This window comes from Lentzea sp. HUAS12 (assembly GCF_024125735.1).
GTDB lineage: Bacteria > Actinomycetota > Actinomycetes > Mycobacteriales > Pseudonocardiaceae > Lentzea > Lentzea albida.
This window is the reverse complement of record NZ_CP099738.1, coordinates 7,536,108-7,552,426: the sequence shown is the minus strand read 5'-3', so window position 1 is coordinate 7,552,426 and position 16,319 is coordinate 7,536,108. Positions and strand designations below refer to the sequence as shown.

The window sequence follows — 16,319 nt, the reverse complement described above, 5'->3', positions numbered from 1 at the left end:
CATCTTCAGGGCACCTTCAGCGCGGTGAGCATGCCGGTGACGGCGGTGTGCCACGGGTACTGCTCGGCGCGGGCCCTCGCGGCCTCCCGGGAGCCCGATTCCAGCAGGTGTCTGGCCGCGGTGGCGAAGGCCTCGGCGTGGTCGTCGACGGCCGCGCCGCAGGAGGGTTGGACTATCTCCTTGAGGGCGCTGCTCTGGCTGACGACCACCGGCGTGCCGCTGGCCAGGGCTTCGAGGGCGGCCAGGCCGAAGGTCTCGTGCGGGCCCGGCGCCAGGGAGAGGTCCGCCGACGCCAGGAGCGAGGCCACGTCCAGGCGTGACTTCACGAAGCCGAGGAAGGTGACCGGCAGGCCTGCCGCGCGTTTTTCGAGGGCGGCGCGTCTCGGGCCGTCGCCGGCGATCACCAGGCGGGCCGAGTGGCCCTGCTCGTGGAGTTCGGCGAGGGTGTCGACGGAGCGTTCGACGTGTTTCTCGGGTGACAGGCGTCCACAGTGGATCAGCAGGTTCTGCTTGCCCTGCAACAGGTCTTGGCGGAGGTCCGCGGAGTGTCTACTCGGGGTGAACGTGGCCAGGTCGACGCCGAGCGGGACCTGGGTGACGTTGGTGGCGCCGATGCGGTCGAACTCCTCGCGCGCGAAGCCCGTCGTGCAGACGACCGTGTCGTAGGAGGCGGCCATGCGGCGGTTCGCCCAGTCCGCGCCGCGTTCGGCCGGGTTCTCCGGCAGCACGAAGCGGAGAAGGCGGTCGAGGCGTTCGTGGGAGATGACGACGTTCGGGATGCCCCGCTCGCTCGCCCAAGCGCCCATGCCGCGCAGGGTCAGGCGGTCGGAGACCTCCAGGCGGTCGGGCCTCAGGTCGTCCACCAGGGACTTCACCCGCCACGGGTCGACCACGCGGTAGCCGCCGGTGTACGGGATCTTGAGCGCCGGGAGCGTGACGCGGCGGACGCCGCCGGGCAGTTCCTCGTCCGCCGCGCGGGCGCCGGGCACGACCAGCACCACCTCGTGGCCCAGCTGGCTGTAGCCGGTGCCGAGGTGGTGCAGTGCCGTGCGGAGGCCGCCGGACTTCGGGCCGTAGAAGTTGGCGAGCTGGACGATCCTCAAGCGGCCGCCTGGTGGGTGAGTCCCATGACCGCCGCGTAGTGGCCCATCAGCTGATCGCAGATCGCGGGCCAGGTGCGGGTGAGCACCGACTTGCGGGCGGCCAGGCCGAAGCGCCTGCGGCGCAGCGGGTCGCGCAGCAGGTCGACGTACTGGGTGATGTCGTCGTCGAACAGGTAGCCGGTGCGGCCGTGGTCGACCAGGTCGCGGGGGCCGCCCGCGTTCGGTGCCAGGACCGGGAGACCGGTGGCCAGGGCTTCCTGGACGGCCTGGCAGAACGTCTCGTGCGGGCCGGTGTGGATGAAGACGTCCAGCGACGCGTAGGCCTCGGCCAGCTCCTGGCCGGTGCGGAAGCCCAGGAACTCGGCGCCCGGCATGTCCTTCTCGAGCTCCTCGCGGTCCGGGCCGTCGCCGACGATGCGCAGCTTCACGCCGGGCAGGTCGTGCAGTTCGCGCAGCCGCTGCACCTGCTTCTCCGGGGCCAGGCGGCCGACGTAGCCGATGGTCAGCTCGTCGTTGTGCCTCGGACGCGGGTGGAAGAGGTCGATGTCGACGCCCCTGCCCCACCTGTGCACGCGAGGGACGCCGTGCTCCTCCAACGCTTCCACCGCCGAGCTCGACGGAGCGAGCGTGCGGTCGGCGAGCGTGTGCAGGCGCTTGGTCCACCTCCACGCGGCGCGCTTGGTGAGGCCGAGCCCGTAGTTGCCCGCGAACCCGGCGACGTCGGTCTGGTAGACCGCGACGGTCGGGACGTCGAGCTTGCGCGCTGCTCTGAGGCCGTACGCGCCGAGCACGAACGGGGAGGCGAGGTGCACGACGTCGGGCCGGAAGTCCGCGAGCGCGTGCAGCACTCTCGGGCCCGGCACGCCGATGGGGAGGCTCGTCACCAGCGGCACGTCGACGGAGGGGACCCTGACGACGGGCGTGCCGTGGTGTTCTTCCGCGCCGGCGCCGGGCGCGACGACCAGGGCCTGGTGGCCGCCTCTGCGCAGGTGCTCCAGCACGCGCAGCACCGAGTTGGTGACGCCGTTCACCTGGGGCAGGAAGCTCTCGGTCACGATCGCTACTCGCACACCGACACCTTGAGGTGCCCGCATGAAGTCCGCGTGACGCACGATTTGACGTGGACGGAACACCTCACGTCGTGGCCAGGTGATCGTCATTTCGTCATCTGCGCTTCGGTTTCCGGACACACGACGCGGTGAAACTAGGCCAGCATGACCGTCTTGTCGTCCCGTCCCGCGCACCCGGTGGACCCCGGACTCGTGTCCATCGCACTGGAAGTGGCCGGTCGCCTGGCGAACGACGCCTCGGACGTCATCATGGCCACCGCCGGCCGCGGCGTGCGTCCCGACTCCGGCGAGTCGCCGTTCGACTGGGTCACCGACACCGACCGCACCCTGGAACGCCACACCCGGCGCGTGCTCACCGCCGAGTTCCCCTCGATACCGGTGTTCTGCGAGAACTCCGACGACGTGACCGGTGACTCCGAGTTCCGCTGGGTCGTCGACCCCGTGGACGGCACCGCGAACTACACGGCGGGCATGCCCTGGTGCGCCTACAGCCTCGCGCTGGTGGACCGCTGGGGCCCGGTCGTCGGCGTCGTCGCGGACCCGTACCGCTCGCAGATCTACGCCGCCGCCCGAGGCCGCGGCATGCGCGCGAACGGCACCCCGGTCCGCCTGACCGAACGACAGGGCGACTCCCTGGTCGTGTGCACCGAGATGACGCGCACCGGTCCGTGGCCGGGCATGGGCGACTTCATCTCCACGGCCGCTATAGCAGGCACGGGCGTGCGCGTCCTCGGCTCGAAGTGCCTGGCCGTCGCACAAGTGGCGCTGGGCCACGTGGCCGCCGCCGTGCTGCACGGCTACCACGAGTGGGACGTGGCCGGTGCGGTCTCGTTGGCCGTGGAATCGGGTGCGGTCGTGCTCGACAGACGCGGCGAGGGCGCCCAACTACCCGTGGACGGACTCCTGGTGGCCGCGCCGGAGGCGGCCGACGAGGTGCTGAGCTGGTGGCAGTCGGCGCTTCAGGCCGACAGCTGAGGGAGCTGCTTCTCCAGCACCTCGAGGTGCGTGCGCGCCTCGTCCAGCTCCGGGTGGTCGAACATCTGCAGCGCCACCCGCCCCACCTCGTTCTCGAACGCGTGGAAGTCGTGCGTGGCCTTGAGCAGCCGCTGGTAGACGGGGTGCTGCCGGTCGACGGCCCCGAGCGCCCGCCCGAGCTGCGCGATACCGCGCACGTCGTCGAGTTCCGTGACGAGCTTCTCGGTGATCCGCTGCAGCCACTCCTTGGCGGGCGAGTTCGGCACCGTCTGCACCGCGGCCGACACCCGGCGCGTCGACTCCGCGCAGCGTTCGACCAGGTCGGACCACATGTCGTAGGGCTGCTGCGGGACCGGCGGGTGGTACATCGGCGGCGGCACGTGGCGCGGCTGCCGGACCGCGTTGCGGATGGCTCCGACCACCGTGCCGACGACGGCTCCGGGGATGCCTCCGAACAGGAAGGAGACGAAGGCGATCGCGATGAAGGTGATGAACACGGACGAGTCGGTGTCACTCGGCGTGGACACGTCGATGACCGTGGTGAGGGCGCCCATGAGCAGGGTGCCGATCAGGGCACCCCAGAGGGCTGAACGGACGACCACCATGCGCTCGATCGTGCCACGTTCACCGGCTGTTCGTGGGTGTTGTCCGACATCGCGGGTGACATAACTCTGCTATTGTTCTTGTTGTCGGTTCCAATAGGGATCGGAAGTGGACCCGGTTCACCGTCCGGACGGTCGGTTGCCGGGTTTCGCGCTGTCTGGGCACTGATCGAGCCTCACCACCGCGTCGAGCATCGGCTGGATGCGCTGCCGCCAGTCGCCTCCAGCCCCGAAGCACCACGCGAGTGCATCACTCGCCCACAGCACCGGGTCCTCGGCCGGCCGCAAGTGCTCGTAGGTGAACGGCTCGTCCACTTTCGCCAGTGCGGTGGCAAGAGTTTGCCGGTCCCGTACGTCCTGGTGTGCACAGCTCTCGATCGCGAGCCGGGTGGCACCTAGTTCCTGGAGCCAGCTCGCCGCAGCGGACAGGCACAGCTGACGAGCACGGACGTCATCCGAGTCGCGAACCGTCCACACCCCGGCCCGCAGGCCCATCTCGCGCAGCCGGGAGACGAGTTCGCGCCTGCGCGAGTCGCCCTCCTTCTTGAAGTGGACGCGGCGCTGGCCGGGCCTCACCAACCGACGCAAGGACGAGCGCACCGCATCCAACTCGCGGGGTCTGACGACGACCGCAACGACGAGGTAGGTCGCACCTCGACGCGACTCGTCCACAAAGCCATGCCACATGGACCATATGGTCTCAAAGGAGTAACGGACTACTCCGCTCAGGCGTCGAAGTCGACCGTCACGGACTCGCTCGTCGGCAGCGCCTGACACGTCAGCACGAACCCCGCCGCCACCTCCGACTCGTCGAGCGCGTAGTTGCGCCGCATCTCGACGGTGCCCTCCGTGACGAGCGCACGGCACGTGCCGCACACACCGCCCTTGCAGGCGAACGGCAGGTCGGCGCGCACGCGTTGGGCGGCGTCCAGGATCGGCTCGTCGGCGGGCAGAGGCAGGGTGGTCGTCTTGCCGTCCAGCACGACCGTCACCGAGGCGGCGGCGTCCACGACGGCCTCCTTGCGGCGCGGTGGGGGCGGCGGCTCGTCGACGTAGAAGAGCTCGTGGTGCACGCGGTCTGGAGCAACGCCTCGATCGCGCAGCACGGCCGTGGCGTCCTGCACCATCTCGTAGGGGCCGCACAGCCACCACTCGTCGATGGCGTCGAACGGGACGACGCTGCCGAACAGCGCCGTGAGCTTCGAAGCGGTCAGGCGGCCCGTGAAGAGCTCCACGTCGCGCGGTTCGCGGGACAGGACGTGGATCAGCTGGAACGTGGCCGGGTAGCGGTCCTTCAGGTCGGCGAGCTCGTCGGCGAACATCACCGTGTTGGTGCTTCGGTTGCCGTACAACAACGTCACGCGGGCGCCGGTGGCGAGGACCGTGGCGGCGATCGACAGGGCCGGGGTGATGCCCGAGCCCGCGACGACCAGGCCGTGGTGGGTGCCGGTACCGGACGGGGTGAACTTGCCCAGCGGTGGGAGCACCTCGAGCACGTCACCGACGGCGACGCGGTCCACGAGCCACGTCGAGAACTGGCCGCCGTCGACGCGTCGCACGCCGATGCGCGGGGCGGCGCCGGTGGGCGCGCAGATCGAGTACGAGCGGCGTTCGTCGCCCTGGCGCAGGGTCAGGTACTGGCCGGCGGTGAAGGCGAACTCGTCCGCCAGGTCCTCCGGCACGGTGAAGGTGACGGCCACGGCGTCGTCGCAGAGGCGGTCGACGCTCGCGACCGTCAGCTTGTGGAAGGCAGCGCGGCGGGCCACTCAGATCTCCTTGACGTGCTCGAACGGTTCGGCGCAGGCGTGGCAGCGGCGCAGGGCCTTGCACGCGGTCGAGCCGAACCGGGAAATCTCCGACGTGTTCGGCGAACCGCACTGCGGGCACGCGACCTGGCGTGACGGCGGCACGAGGTTCAGCGGGACGGGGCCCGCGGCGACGGGGCCGATGCGCGCCGGGGGCGCGATGCCGGCCTCCGCGAGCTTCGCGCGGCCCTCGTCGCTGATCCAGTCCGTGGTCCAGGCCGGGGAGAGCGACAGGCGCACCTCGACGTCGGTGAAGCCCGCGCTCACGAGTGATCGGCGCAGGTCGGCGCCCATCTCGTCGATCGCGGGGCAGCCCGAGTAGGTCGGGGTGATGGTGACGACGACGCGACCGTCCTCTTCGGACACCTCGCGCAGCACGCCGAGGTCAGCCAGCGTGAGGACCGGGAGCTCCGGGTCCCGCACGGCCGACGCGACCTCCAGCGCCGTCGTCACCAGACGGCTCCGGGCAGCGAGCGGTGCAGGTGCTGCATCTCGGCCAGCAGGTAGCCCATGGCCTCGGTGTGCACGCCGTCGCGGCCCGCCATGCCCGCCACCCGTGCGGCCTTCGTGTCCGCGGGACGCGTGAGGCCGGCGGCATCGAAAACCGCCTCCAGCACACCGTCCACTTCGGACCGCAGTGACGCCGGGTCGACGGCCACGCCGGCCAGCACGGTGTCGACGGAATGCGTCGCGAACAGCTCGTCGACGAACGGCCACACGCGGTCGAGGCCCGCCTGCATGCGGCGGTGCGACTCGTCGGTGCCGTCGCCGAGCCGGACGGTCCACTGGGCCGCGTGGTCGCGGTGGTAGGCCAGTTCCTTCAGGCCCTTCTCGGCGATCGCCTTCAGGACCGGGTCGGCCGAGCCGCGCAGCCGTGAGAACAGGGCCAGCCGCCACGACGAGAACACCAGCAGGCGCGCGATGGTCGTCGCGAAGTCGCCGCCAGGGCCCGGGCCGCAGTCGATCTCGGCCAGGTGCACGTTGCGGAACTCGCGTTCGTCGCGCAGGTAGGCGAGCTCGTCCTCGTCCTTGCCCAGCACCTCGCCTGCGCGCGTGAGCAGCATGCGGGCCTGGCCGAGCAGGTCCAGGGCGATGTTGGCGAGCGCGATGTCCTCCTCCAGCTCGGGAGCGCGCGAGCACCACTCCGCGAGCCGCTGGGAGCAGATCAGCGCGTCGTCGCCGAGCATCAGGCAGTACGCGGCGAGCGCGTCCTTGTCGACGCCCGCGGGGAACTCGCGGTTCACGCCGGACAGGGCCTCGGAGAAGCCCGTTCCGAACGCCCAGTGCGCGTCCTCGCCACCCAGCAGCGACTCGTAGGCGTTGTCGAAGCTCATAGGTGCGGCACGTCCTCGGGAATCGCGTAGAACGTCGGGTGCCGGTAGACCTTGTCCCCGGACGGCGCGAAGAACGGGTCCTTCTCGTCCGGCGAGGAGGCCGTTATCTCCGTGGCGGGCACGACCCAGATCGACACGCCCTCGTTGCGGCGCGTGTAGACGTCACGGGCGTTGCGCAGCGCCATCTCGGCGTCCGGCGCGTGCAGCGAACCGACGTGCACGTGGTTCAGGCCGCGCTTGCCGCGCACGAACACTTCCCACAACGGCCACGACGTGCTCACGCGGCACCTTCCTTACGTGCGTCGTTCTTGGAAGCGTGCGCGGCGGCGGCCTCACGGACCCATGCGCCGTCCTCGTGCGCCTTGCGGCGGTGAGCGATGCGCTGTTCGTTGCAGACGCCGCCACCCTTGACGACCTGCCAGAACTCGTCCCAGTCCGGCGAGCCGAAGTCGTACTGCCCGCGCTCTTCGTTCCACTTCAACTCGGGGTCGGGGAACGTCACGCCGAGGGCCTCGGCCTGCGGCACGCTCATGTTCACGAACTTCTGCCGCAGCTCGTCGTTGGTGTCGCGTTTGATCCGCCACGCCATGGACTGCTCGGTGTTGGTCGACTCGGCGTCCGGCGGTCCGAACATCATCAGCGCCGGCCACCACCAGCGGTTCACCGAGTCCTGGACCATGTCCTTCTGCTGCTGGGTGCCGCGCATCATCGTCATGAGGAGCTCGTAGCCCTGACGCTGGTGGAACGACTCTTCCTTGCAGATGCGGATCATCGCGCGCGCGTACGGCCCGTAGGAAGTGCGGCAGAGCGGCACCTGGTTGCAGATCGCGGCGCCGTCGACCAGCCAGCCGATGACGCCGACGTCGGCGAACGTGAGCGTCGGGTAGTTGAAGATCGAGGAGTACTTCTGGCGGCCCTCGATGAGCTTGGTCGTCAGGTCCTCGCGGTCGGCGCCGAGCGTCTCCGTGGCCGAGTAGAGGTACAGGCCGTGACCCGCCTCGTCCTGCACCTTCGCCAGCAGGATCGCCTTGCGGCGCAGCGAGGGCGCGCGGCTGATCCAGTTGCCCTCCGGCTGCATCCCGATGATCTCGGAGTGCGCGTGCTGGGCGATCTGCCTGATCAGGGTCTTGCGGTAGCCGTCGGGCATCCAGTCGCGCGGCTCGATGCGCGATTCGGCCTGCACGGTGCGCTCGAAGCGCAGCTCCAGGTCATCCGCCATACACCGATGTTACATCCGGGCGCCGAACCTGCGTAGAACTGTCACAACCGCGGCGATGACGATCCAGACGGACACGAGGAACGTTCCGACGGGGAGCAGGGACAGCACGGCGGTCCGCCCGGCGACGCGCGTCAGCTCGGGGTTCGTCTGGTCGTACTCGACCCGCACGTTGTCCCCGACCTTGAGCCCGTCCGGGTAGAGCACGCCCTGGGACGGGATGATCACGCGCCCGTCCGGTGTGGCGTAGCGCACAACCGTCCGGTTGAAGGACACGGAGTCGACCTGCGCGACCGCCTGCCCCATCGACCGCTCGATGGCCACGTCGTCCCGCCAGCACGCGATGGGCAGAAGCACGCACACGAGCGTGATCACGCCACCGACGACGAACAACACTCTGCAGACCGCACGGCGGACGCGTACACCGCGGGGCGTCTTGGTCACTGCGTCCTCCACCACAACTGAGAAGTCTAGAGCCGGGCGGATGCCGCGCTTTCAGGTTCATGTCCATACAGTCGGACTGTGACCTCTGCACCGACATCGCGAGCACGGCAGCGAATCCGCGTCCGGTCGAAGCGGGACACCGCCGGTGACCTGCTCGGTCTGCTGCCGGACCCGGAGCGCGCGCTCGCCTGGGTGCGCGAGGGGTCCGGGCTGGTCGGCTGGGGCGAGGCCGCGCGGTTCGAGGTCAGCGGCCCCGACCGGTTCGCGAAGGCCGACAAGTGGTGGCAGGAGTTCGTCTCCCACCTCGACGTGGACGACGAGCTGGGCGTACCGGGCAGCGGCCCGGTGGCGTTCGTCTCGATGGCGTTCGCCGACTCACCGGGCGACTCGGTGCTGATCGTGCCCGAGGTGGTCGCCGGGCGGCGCAACGGCGAGCAGTGGGTCACGACGATCGGCGCCTCCGACCCGGCCCCGCACGTCACGCCTCTCTCGCGCCCGACCTCCGTCCGTTACTCCAACGGGCAGCTGCCGGTCACGCAGTACCGCGAGGCCGTGCGTGAAGCCGTGCGGCGGATGCGCGCCGGCGAGCTGGACAAGGTGGTGCTGGCGCACGACCTGATGGCCGTGACCGACAAGCGGCTGGACCAGCGGTTCGTGCTGCAGGGGCTCGCACGGCGTTATCCCGAGTGCTGGGCCTACGCCGTCGACGGGCTGGTCGGCGCCACGCCGGAACTGCTGCTGCGCCGGACCGGTTCGGTCGTGGACTCGCGGGTGCTGGCCGGGACCACGTGGCCGCACGACGGCATGTCGGACGAGGAGCTCGCGGCGGCGTTGATGTCGTCGGAGAAGAACCTCGAAGAGCACGACTACGCGATCCGCTCTCTCGCGGACACCTTGCGGCCCTTTTGCACGACCATGTCCGTGGAGGGGCCCTCGGTCCTGAGGCTGCCCAACGTGTCACACCTGTCGTCTGACGTGATCGGCACGCTGGAGTCGTCGGTGTCGCTGCTGCACCTCGGCTCGGCGGTCCACCCGACCGCCGCCGTGGGCGGAACGCCGCGGCTGGACGCCACCCGGCTGATCTCGCAGTTGGAGGGCATGGACCGCGGGCGCTACGCAGGGCCCGTCGGGTGGATCGACGGCAACGGCGACGGGGAGCTCGGCATCGCTCTGCGGTGCGCGCAGATCTCGGGGTCGACGGCCCGGTTGTTCGCGGGGTGCGGGCTGGTGGCCGACTCCGATCCGGACATCGAGGTGCAGGAGGCGCACGCCAAGATGCGCCCCATGCGCGAGGCCCTCGAAGGCATCTGATTTTTAACCGTGCGGTCCGCCGCTGACGTAGATCACCTGACCCGTGACGTAGTCGGCGTCTTCCGCCGTGAAGAACAGCACGGCACGTGCGATGTCATGAGGCGTGCCGACGCGCCCGCGCGGGATCGACTTCCGCTGCACCTCGATGTGCTCGTCGAGCGTGCGCCCCGCACGGGCCGCGGACACCTTGGTCATCTCGGTCACCACCACGCCGGGCCCGATCGCGTTCACCGTGATGCCGAACGGCGCGAGGTCCAGCGCCGTGGCGCGGGTGAAGCCCTCCAGGCCCGCCTTGGCGGCGACGTAGTTGGCGCGATCGCTGTCGACCAGCGCCGAGATGCTGGAGATGTTGACGACGCGACCCCAGCCCGCCTCGCGCATGGCCGGCGCGGTGGCCTTGAGCATCAGGAAGCTGCCGCGCAGGTGGGTGGCCATCACGGAGTCCCAGTCGGCGAGCGGCATGTCGAGGACCATGTTGTCCCTGGCGAAGCCGGCGTTGTTGACCAGGACCTCGACCGGGCCCAGGGTGGCGGTGACCTCTTCGGTGGCCTGAGTGACGGCGTCGGGGTCGCTGATGTCGGCCAGCACGGCGATCGCCGTTCCGCCTGACTCCCTGATCTCGTCGGCCACGGCTTGCGCGCGGTCGGTTCTGTCGACCAGAGCCACCCGATTTCCTTGGGCTGCCAGGGCTTTTGCTGTTCCGGCGCCGATTCCGGAGCCTGCGCCGGTGACGAGCGCGACACGAGAGTTCACCCGTTGATCGTGCTCGTCGCCGGGGTCGAAGGCCACTGAGTTTGCGGCGGTCAGTCGCCGATCACCGGCGGGGCGACCATGCGGTCGTCGTCGAAGTACTCGTCGGTGGGCACGAGGTAGTTCGACTTGTGTTCCTTGTCCTCCTCGCCGTTGCCCGCACCGCCGCCCATGCCACCCGCGCCTGGGGCGCCGGGCCTGCCCGCGGTGCCCGCGTTGCTACCGCCGCGGGTGGTTCCTTCCGGGCCGTGGGCGACTCCGGCGGCGCCGCCGGGGTTGGAGGGGCCGAAGGTGCCGCGGCCCTGCGAACCGATACCTCCAGCGCCACCTGCGCCGAAGCCGCCGGCACCGCGCCCACCTGCGCCGGGGCCGAACGCACCCGCGCCGCGTCCGCCTGGGCCTGCCGGGCCACGGCCGGTCCCGCCCTGCCCGGTGGGGCGGGGGTCGTTCGGCCTCATGCCGGGCGGGAACGGACCAGCGCCGGGAAGCGACGGCCTGCGGTCGTTCGGGTTGCCGCCGTTGGGGAGTCGGCCCGGTCGGGTGGGCTGGGTGGTCGGTGGGGCGACCCACGAGGGGTTGGTGGTGCCGTTGTTCTGGCCCGGGTTGCCGATGGGCGGGGTGCCCGCGACGGGGTTGCCGACAGCGGAGTTCCCGACAGCGGGGTTGCCGACGGATGCGATGCCGGTGGACGAGTTGGCGGTGCTTCCCACCTGCGCGGGCGGGGTGACCGAACTCGTGGTGTGCGCGCACGTCGTGCTGCTCGTCGTGGTGACACCCTGGTCGCCGTTGGGCAACTGGGGGGCCTCCTCGAACGTGGGCATCGTCGCGGCGGCCGCGGCGAGCGAGTTGTCCCGCTCCTGCATGACCCGCTCGGCCTCCTGCTTGGCGGCCTGCGACTTCTCCCGCTGCGCAAGCATCTCGAACGGCGCCGCGGCCATCTTGAGCGGGTTCAGGCTGGTCGCGGCGTCCTTCAGCATCTGCTGCGGGTTGTACGGGACTTCCTGAGGGAACTTGTTCTTGGTGGCTTCCGCGGCCTCCACCTGGCGGTTGATGACGCCGCTGGTCGCCGAGAAGGAGGCCGACAGCTGGTCGGTGAAGTTGCCGACCTTCGTCAGCGCTTGGGAGGCCGCGGCGCCTGCCGTGCCGGTCCAGCCGGCGCGCAGGCCGTTGACCACGGTGTTGAGTCCGACGGCGACGTCGACGAGTTCAGTCGAAATCGACTTCCACATCGCCGCGATCTTGCCCGCTTCACCCGGATCGTTGCCGTCCATCGCCTGCTGGTGCATGGCGGCGTGGCTGTGTCCTGGGTAGTTGGCGGTCGGCTGCGGAACCTGCGGTCTGTCGTACGCCATCGGTCATCCCCTCGAACTGCGGCTCAGGACAACTTGCCCACGACGAAGTCAGCGGACTTCTTGGCCATCTCGCACGCCTTGGCCGTATCGGTGGTCGCAGCACCGGCACTCGCGATGATCTGCACGCTCGACGAGTCGCTGACCGAGATCACCGCGTGGCACATGTAAGCGGTCTTCTTCGCCCCTGCCACGGTGAAACCGTCGTACTTCCCGAACTTCCAGGGAGTTTTCACATCGCCCTCGTAGTTCAGGCTGTCCGCCCCCTCCTCTGGCTCGACTGCGACCGTGAGGCCGCCGTTGCCGACGCCGTCCCACTCGCACACCCCTTGGCCGAGGGACTGGCTGGGCGTCGGCGACTTGATGCTGAGATCGCTCGCCTCGCCGTCGCTGATCAGTTCGCACGGCTTCACAGAGGCGAGTCGGGAGTCGCCGGTCGCTGACGGCGACGTGCTGGTCGGGCTCTCGCTGGTGCCGCCGGGCTTGGCTTCACCCGTGGTCGGCCCACCCGAGCAGGCCGCAGCGAGCAGAGCGAGTCCGGCAATGGCGATACGCACGTGCTTCATGGGTTCCTGTCACAGTCGGTTCATGGTGCCGGACGTGCCCTCATCCACGTTCCGGTAGGACTTGCGGCTCTTGTCCAACTGGGCCTTGAGCTCACTGATCGCCTTGATCAGGCCCGGGATGACCTCGGATCTCGCGGCCTCACCGATTCCCTCGTTGAACTTGCCGATCTGATCGGCGTACCCCCCGCCCAACGGGGTCTTCGTCGCGAGGTACGCAGAATTTCGGGCGATCTTCTCCAGGACGGCCGCGAAGTCGTCCAGCTTCTTGATCGCCGTGTCCACGGCCTCCGGGTCGTGCTGGAGCGCGCCCGCCTCCGCGGCGGCCTCCACCGACTTGGCCGCGGCCAGGATCGTACTGACGCCGCCGCTCATGAAACCCGTCAACGGGCCGCCGGACTGCGCGTAGTAGCGCTCCAGGGCATACGCCTGCGCGCTTTCCTGCGCGCTGCTCTGACCCGTCACGAGTTCACTCCCCCACGTGCACTGCGAACTGTCGTTTGAAGGTAAAGCAAATGGGGCGGAGCGCGGATCTGTACGACTACTTGCACCCGTTCGACGTAACCAGCAGCACCCGATCCAGGGTCACACGGACACGAGCCGTGCAGGCCACCCTGGAGTGGCCTGCACGGCTCGTGAACGGAGAAGCGGTCTACTTGTGGGCGTCGAGCAGTTGGTGCGTCAGCTGGATCTTGGCGTGCGACTTCGGCTCCGCGGTGACCGACAGGGTCTTCGCGGCCGCGTCGGCGGTGCGGCCCGGGGCCTCGGCCGGCTTGCCCTTCGTGAAGAGCCACGTCTGGAAGAGCTGGTCGAGCTGCTGGCCCGAGACCCGCTCGGCGACGGCGATGAACTCCTCGATCGTGGCGTCCGAGAACTTCTTCTCGGCGACCCAGGTGCGCAGGATCTCGAAGAACTTCTCGTCGCCCACGGCCACGCGCAGGGCGTGCACGGCGAGGGCGCCTCGGTCGTAGACCGCGCCGTCGAAGACCGCGCCGGCGCCGGGGTCGCCGGGCAGGACGTTCCAGAACGGGCTGTCGGCCGGGTAGAGGTCGTACGTGAAGTCGGCGTTCTCCTGGGCGGTGCCCTCACCGATGTGCTCGGACCACAGGAACTCCGCGTAGGAGGCGAAGCCCTCGTTCAGCCAGATGTCGCGCCAGTGGTGCACGGACACGGAGTCGCCGAACCACTGGTGGCCCAGCTCGTGCGCGACGACGTAGGTGTTGGCGCCGCGGCGGAAGAAGCCCGTGTCGTAGGTCGGGCGGGTCTGGTTCTCGAGTGCGTAGCCGAGGTTCGGGGTGACGACGCCGCCCTGGGCCTCGAACGGGTACGGGCCGAAGTTCTCGGCCAGGAACTCGTTGATCTCCGGCGTGCGCTCGATGCTGGCGCGAGCGGCGTCGGCGTTCTCGCCGAGGCGCTCGGAGTACGCGTTGACGTACGGCTGGCCCGAGGGCGTGGTGCCCTGGCGGAGCTCGAACTGGCCGATCGTCAGGAACGTCAGGTACGTCGCCTGCGGCTTGGTGCTGCGCCAGTTCCAGCGCGTGTAGCCGTTGATCTGGCGGGTCTGGCCGACGAACGTGCCGTTCGAGATCGCCTCGACGCCGTTCGGGACGGCCACGTTGACGTCGAAGGTGGCCTTGTCGGTCGGGTGGTCGTTGGACGGGAACCACCAGGAGGCGATCTCCGGCTCACCGATGGCCAGGGCGCCGTCGACGGTCTTCGTCCACGCCGTGAAGCCGTTGCGGTCCTTCACGGTGGACGGGCTGTCGGCGTACGTGACGACGATCGTCAGGTCCTGGCCCTTGCGGACGCCGCCGCGCGGGGTGAGCGTGAGCTCGCCCTGGTCCGAGACGAACGACGTCGGCACGTTGTTGACGCGCACCGACTTCACCTTGAGCAGGAAGTCGAGGTTGAACTGCGTGAGGTCCTCGGTCGCCTTGGCGAGGATCGTCGTGGTGCCCGAGAGCTGGTCGCCGTTCGGGTTGTAGTTGAGCCTGATGTCGTAGTGGGAGACGTCGTAGCCGCCGTTGCCGTACGTCGGGAAGTACGGGTCGCCGGCGCCGGGAGCACCTGGAGACGCCGCCAGCGCCGTACCCGCGAAAAGGGTCATCGCGGCCGCGGACGCCACCGCGGCCGTCGCCTTCGATCTGATCGACATGCGGCGGACGCTATCCAGACGATCATGGGCGAGCCACCGACTTACGTATGTTTCCTATCTGGTGAAAACGGTTGACACCGTCGCCTTGAGACGTTGGTGCAGTGCGCGCAGTTCGTCGCGTTTTGCCTGCACTTCGACCACTTGGAGGCCCTTCGGCGCCGCAATCGCGCTACGGAACTCCTCCTGGTCGTCCACAATGGAGTGCGGAATTCGGTAGCCCGCGCACAAAGCGGTCAGATCAGTCCCGTGCGGGGTGCCGAAAATCCTCTCGAAACTGCCGTCGTACTCCGGAGCGCCCTGTTCCAGCAATGAGAAGATCCCGCCCCCGTCGTCGTTCAGCACGACGATCGTGAGGTCGGGCCGGCGGTCGGCGAGCAGGCCGTTGCTGTCGTGCAGGAACGTCAGGTCGCCCATCAACGCGTACGCGGGTCCGTCGTGCACGAACGCCAGGCCCAGCGCCGTGGACACGCTCCCGTCGATGCCCGCCGCACCCCGGTTGGCGTGCACGGCGACGTCCGAACGGCGTTCCGCGGCGAAGTCCACGTCCCGGATCGGGTTCGACGAGCCCACGAACAGCAGGGACCCCGACGGCATCCCCTGCACCAGGTCGCGCGCCACGTGCAGACCCGTCGGCCACGGCGTGGCGTCCAGCAGGTCGTCGACGGCCACGCCGACGTCCTTCACCGCTCGCTGCCACGCCTGCGTCCACTCGCCGTCCAGGGCGGCGGGCTCCGGCAACCACGTGGAGGCGCGGGTCGCACTGAACGGGACGTCCGGCCACTGCGCCTGATCCCCCACCGCGTGCACGATTGGAGTCGCTCCAAGCAGGGTCTGCTGCCCCCTCGACAGGGTGACGCGCCCCACGACGAGCACCGCCTCGGGCCGCAGGTGCTCCGGCAGGCCCGCGTTGAGCAGCAACGAGCCGTGGCGCAGGCCGCCGGGCGCGGTCGGCTCGGCGATCACCGGCCAGCCGAGCCGCGAGGCCGCGAGCAGCCGCTCCGGGCGGTCGTCGCCGAGCAGCACGAGGGTGCGGGCGGGCAGCTCCGACGCGCGGGTCTCCAACGCGAACGCGCGGTCCGTCTCCGTCCACGCGCCGCGGCCCGACGCCGGCCACTCGTCGTCGGAGGGCGTCAGCGGAGGCCGGAAGGGCACGTTGACGTGCGACGGACCGTCCGCGGCGATGGCACGGCAGATCAACGACCGCGTCACGGCCTCACCGCCGCCCTCCGGCATGTGCAGCGTCGGGATGCCCAGCAGGTCGTACTGGTTGATCGTCTGGCTCGCGCCCGTGCGGTAGAGGTCGACCGGGCGGTCCGCGGTGAGCGCGATCAACGGCACGTTCGTGAGCTGCGCCTCGATCACGGCCGGGTGGAGGTTCGCGACGGCCGTGCCACTCGTGCAGGTGACGACGGCGGGCGTGCCGGTCTTGGCGAGACCGAGCGCGAGGAAGCCGGCGCTGCGCTCGTCGATGCGCACGTGCACCGAGAGCAGGCCCTTCTGTTCGGCCTGGTGCAGGGCGAACGACAGCGGGGCGTTGCGCGAACCGGGGCACAGCACGGCGTGGCGGACGCCGTTGCGGACCAGTTCGTCGACGATCACCCTCGCCTGCGCCGTGGACGGATTCATGCGCCTAGAGTCTCAG

The 16,319-nt window shown here is 69.8% G+C and carries 18 protein-coding genes; 2 read left to right on the top strand and 16 right to left on the bottom strand.

Annotated elements, in window-relative coordinates; genetic code table 11:
- Window positions 1-5: 5 nt before the first annotated feature.
- Both ND450_RS35155 and ND450_RS35150 read right to left on the bottom strand, forming a co-directional pair.
- Window positions 6-1,103 (bottom strand): glycosyltransferase family 1 protein, encoded by a 1,098-nt coding sequence (locus tag ND450_RS35155; protein ID WP_253322569.1) that lies wholly within the window; start codon window positions 1,101-1,103, stop codon window positions 6-8.
- Complete coding sequence (locus ND450_RS35150) at window positions 1,100-2,173, bottom strand: glycosyltransferase family 1 protein (protein WP_253322568.1); 1,074 nt, start codon at window positions 2,171-2,173, stop codon at window positions 1,100-1,102. The genes ND450_RS35155 and ND450_RS35150 overlap by 4 nt, the downstream gene beginning before the upstream one ends.
- A gap of 144 nt (window positions 2,174-2,317) precedes the next feature.
- Here ND450_RS35150 and ND450_RS35145 point away from each other — a divergent pair, with 144 nt between their 5' ends.
- Window positions 2,318-3,148, top strand: coding sequence for an inositol monophosphatase (locus ND450_RS35145; protein ID WP_253322567.1), 831 nt, complete (start codon window positions 2,318-2,320; stop codon window positions 3,146-3,148).
- Here ND450_RS35145 and ND450_RS35140 read toward each other — a convergent pair.
- The 8 genes from ND450_RS35140 to ND450_RS35105 all read right to left on the bottom strand — a co-directional run bounded on the left by ND450_RS35140 (window position 3,133) and on the right by ND450_RS35105 (window position 8,549).
- Entirely contained in the window at window positions 3,133-3,753 is a 621-nt protein-coding gene (locus ND450_RS35140) for an ECF transporter S component (RefSeq protein ID WP_253322566.1), read from the bottom strand. The two genes, ND450_RS35145 and ND450_RS35140, sit on opposite strands and share 16 nt — an antisense overlap.
- 117 nt (window positions 3,754-3,870) lie before the next feature.
- Entirely contained in the window at window positions 3,871-4,326 is a 456-nt protein-coding gene (locus tag ND450_RS35135; protein ID WP_253322565.1) for a hypothetical protein, read from the bottom strand.
- A 149-nt stretch (window positions 4,327-4,475) separates the two neighbouring features.
- Window positions 4,476-5,516, bottom strand: coding sequence for a 1,2-phenylacetyl-CoA epoxidase subunit PaaE (gene paaE / locus ND450_RS35130; protein WP_253322564.1), 1,041 nt, complete (start codon window positions 5,514-5,516; stop codon window positions 4,476-4,478).
- A complete protein-coding gene (paaD, locus tag ND450_RS35125) occupies window positions 5,517-6,008 on the bottom strand; it encodes a 1,2-phenylacetyl-CoA epoxidase subunit PaaD (RefSeq protein ID WP_089915550.1) in 492 nt (163 codons plus the stop codon). It lies immediately after the preceding gene.
- Window positions 6,005-6,889: a 1,2-phenylacetyl-CoA epoxidase subunit PaaC gene (gene paaC / locus ND450_RS35120; protein WP_253322563.1), complete on the bottom strand. Its 885-nt coding sequence runs from the start codon at window positions 6,887-6,889 to the stop codon at window positions 6,005-6,007. The genes paaD and paaC overlap by 4 nt, the downstream gene beginning before the upstream one ends.
- The gene (paaB, locus tag ND450_RS35115) at window positions 6,886-7,170 is read right to left on the bottom strand and encodes a 1,2-phenylacetyl-CoA epoxidase subunit PaaB (protein ID WP_089915556.1); all 285 of its coding nucleotides are present in this window, start codon (window positions 7,168-7,170) and stop codon (window positions 6,886-6,888) included. Before paaB ends, paaC begins: the two co-directional genes overlap by 4 nt.
- The gene (gene paaA / locus ND450_RS35110) at window positions 7,167-8,108 is read right to left on the bottom strand and encodes a 1,2-phenylacetyl-CoA epoxidase subunit PaaA (protein ID WP_253322562.1); all 942 of its coding nucleotides are present in this window, start codon (window positions 8,106-8,108) and stop codon (window positions 7,167-7,169) included. Before paaA ends, paaB begins: the two co-directional genes overlap by 4 nt.
- Window positions 8,109-8,117: 9 nt before the next feature.
- A complete protein-coding gene (locus ND450_RS35105) occupies window positions 8,118-8,549 on the bottom strand; it encodes a DUF3592 domain-containing protein (RefSeq protein ID WP_253322561.1) in 432 nt (143 codons plus the stop codon).
- 78 nt (window positions 8,550-8,627) lie between these two features.
- Here ND450_RS35105 and ND450_RS35100 point away from each other — a divergent pair, with 78 nt between their 5' ends.
- Entirely contained in the window at window positions 8,628-9,860 is a 1,233-nt protein-coding gene (locus tag ND450_RS35100; protein ID WP_253322560.1) for an isochorismate synthase MenF, read from the top strand.
- A 3-nt stretch (window positions 9,861-9,863) separates the two neighbouring features.
- Here the strand turns inward: ND450_RS35100 and ND450_RS35095 are convergent, their stop codons facing one another.
- The 6 genes from ND450_RS35095 to menD all read right to left on the bottom strand — a co-directional run bounded on the left by ND450_RS35095 (window position 9,864) and on the right by menD (window position 16,303).
- A complete protein-coding gene (locus ND450_RS35095) occupies window positions 9,864-10,613 on the bottom strand; it encodes an SDR family NAD(P)-dependent oxidoreductase (RefSeq protein ID WP_253322559.1) in 750 nt (249 codons plus the stop codon).
- Between the two features lie 50 nt (window positions 10,614-10,663).
- Window positions 10,664-11,962, bottom strand: coding sequence for a hypothetical protein (locus tag ND450_RS35090; RefSeq protein ID WP_253328165.1), 1,299 nt, complete (start codon window positions 11,960-11,962; stop codon window positions 10,664-10,666).
- A gap of 23 nt (window positions 11,963-11,985) precedes the next feature.
- The gene (locus tag ND450_RS35085) at window positions 11,986-12,525 is read right to left on the bottom strand and encodes a DUF3558 family protein (RefSeq protein WP_253322558.1); all 540 of its coding nucleotides are present in this window, start codon (window positions 12,523-12,525) and stop codon (window positions 11,986-11,988) included.
- Between the two features lie 9 nt (window positions 12,526-12,534).
- A complete protein-coding gene (locus tag ND450_RS35080; RefSeq protein WP_253322557.1) occupies window positions 12,535-12,987 on the bottom strand; it encodes a hypothetical protein in 453 nt (150 codons plus the stop codon).
- Window positions 12,988-13,174: 187 nt separating this feature from the next.
- Window positions 13,175-14,677: a M1 family metallopeptidase gene (locus ND450_RS35075; protein ID WP_253322556.1), complete on the bottom strand. Its 1,503-nt coding sequence runs from the start codon at window positions 14,675-14,677 to the stop codon at window positions 13,175-13,177.
- Window positions 14,678-14,731: 54 nt separating this feature from the next.
- Entirely contained in the window at window positions 14,732-16,303 is a 1,572-nt protein-coding gene (menD, locus tag ND450_RS35070) for a 2-succinyl-5-enolpyruvyl-6-hydroxy-3-cyclohexene-1-carboxylic-acid synthase (RefSeq protein ID WP_253322555.1), read from the bottom strand.
- Between the last annotated feature and the right edge of the window lie 16 nt (window positions 16,304-16,319).

What these genes read in the sequence shown, in the direction of transcription:
- ND450_RS35145 (WP_253322567.1), top strand. Translation starts at nt 2,318, where the DNA reads ATGACCGTCTTGTCGTCCCGTCCCGCGCACCCGGTGGACCCCGGACTC.
- ND450_RS35140 (WP_253322566.1), bottom strand. Translation starts at nt 3,753, where the DNA reads ATGGTGGTCGTCCGTTCAGCCCTCTGGGGTGCCCTGATCGGCACCCTG.
- paaC (WP_253322563.1), bottom strand. Translation starts at nt 6,889, where the DNA reads ATGAGCTTCGACAACGCCTACGAGTCGCTGCTGGGTGGCGAGGACGCG.
- paaA (WP_253322562.1), bottom strand. Translation starts at nt 8,108, where the DNA reads ATGGCGGATGACCTGGAGCTGCGCTTCGAGCGCACCGTGCAGGCCGAA.
- ND450_RS35090 (WP_253328165.1), bottom strand. Translation starts at nt 11,962, where the DNA reads ATGGCGTACGACAGACCGCAGGTTCCGCAGCCGACCGCCAACTACCCA.
- ND450_RS35085 (WP_253322558.1), bottom strand. Translation starts at nt 12,525, where the DNA reads ATGAAGCACGTGCGTATCGCCATTGCCGGACTCGCTCTGCTCGCTGCG.
- ND450_RS35075 (WP_253322556.1), bottom strand. Translation starts at nt 14,677, where the DNA reads ATGTCGATCAGATCGAAGGCGACGGCCGCGGTGGCGTCCGCGGCCGCG.
- menD (WP_253322555.1), bottom strand. Translation starts at nt 16,303, where the DNA reads ATGAATCCGTCCACGGCGCAGGCGAGGGTGATCGTCGACGAACTGGTC.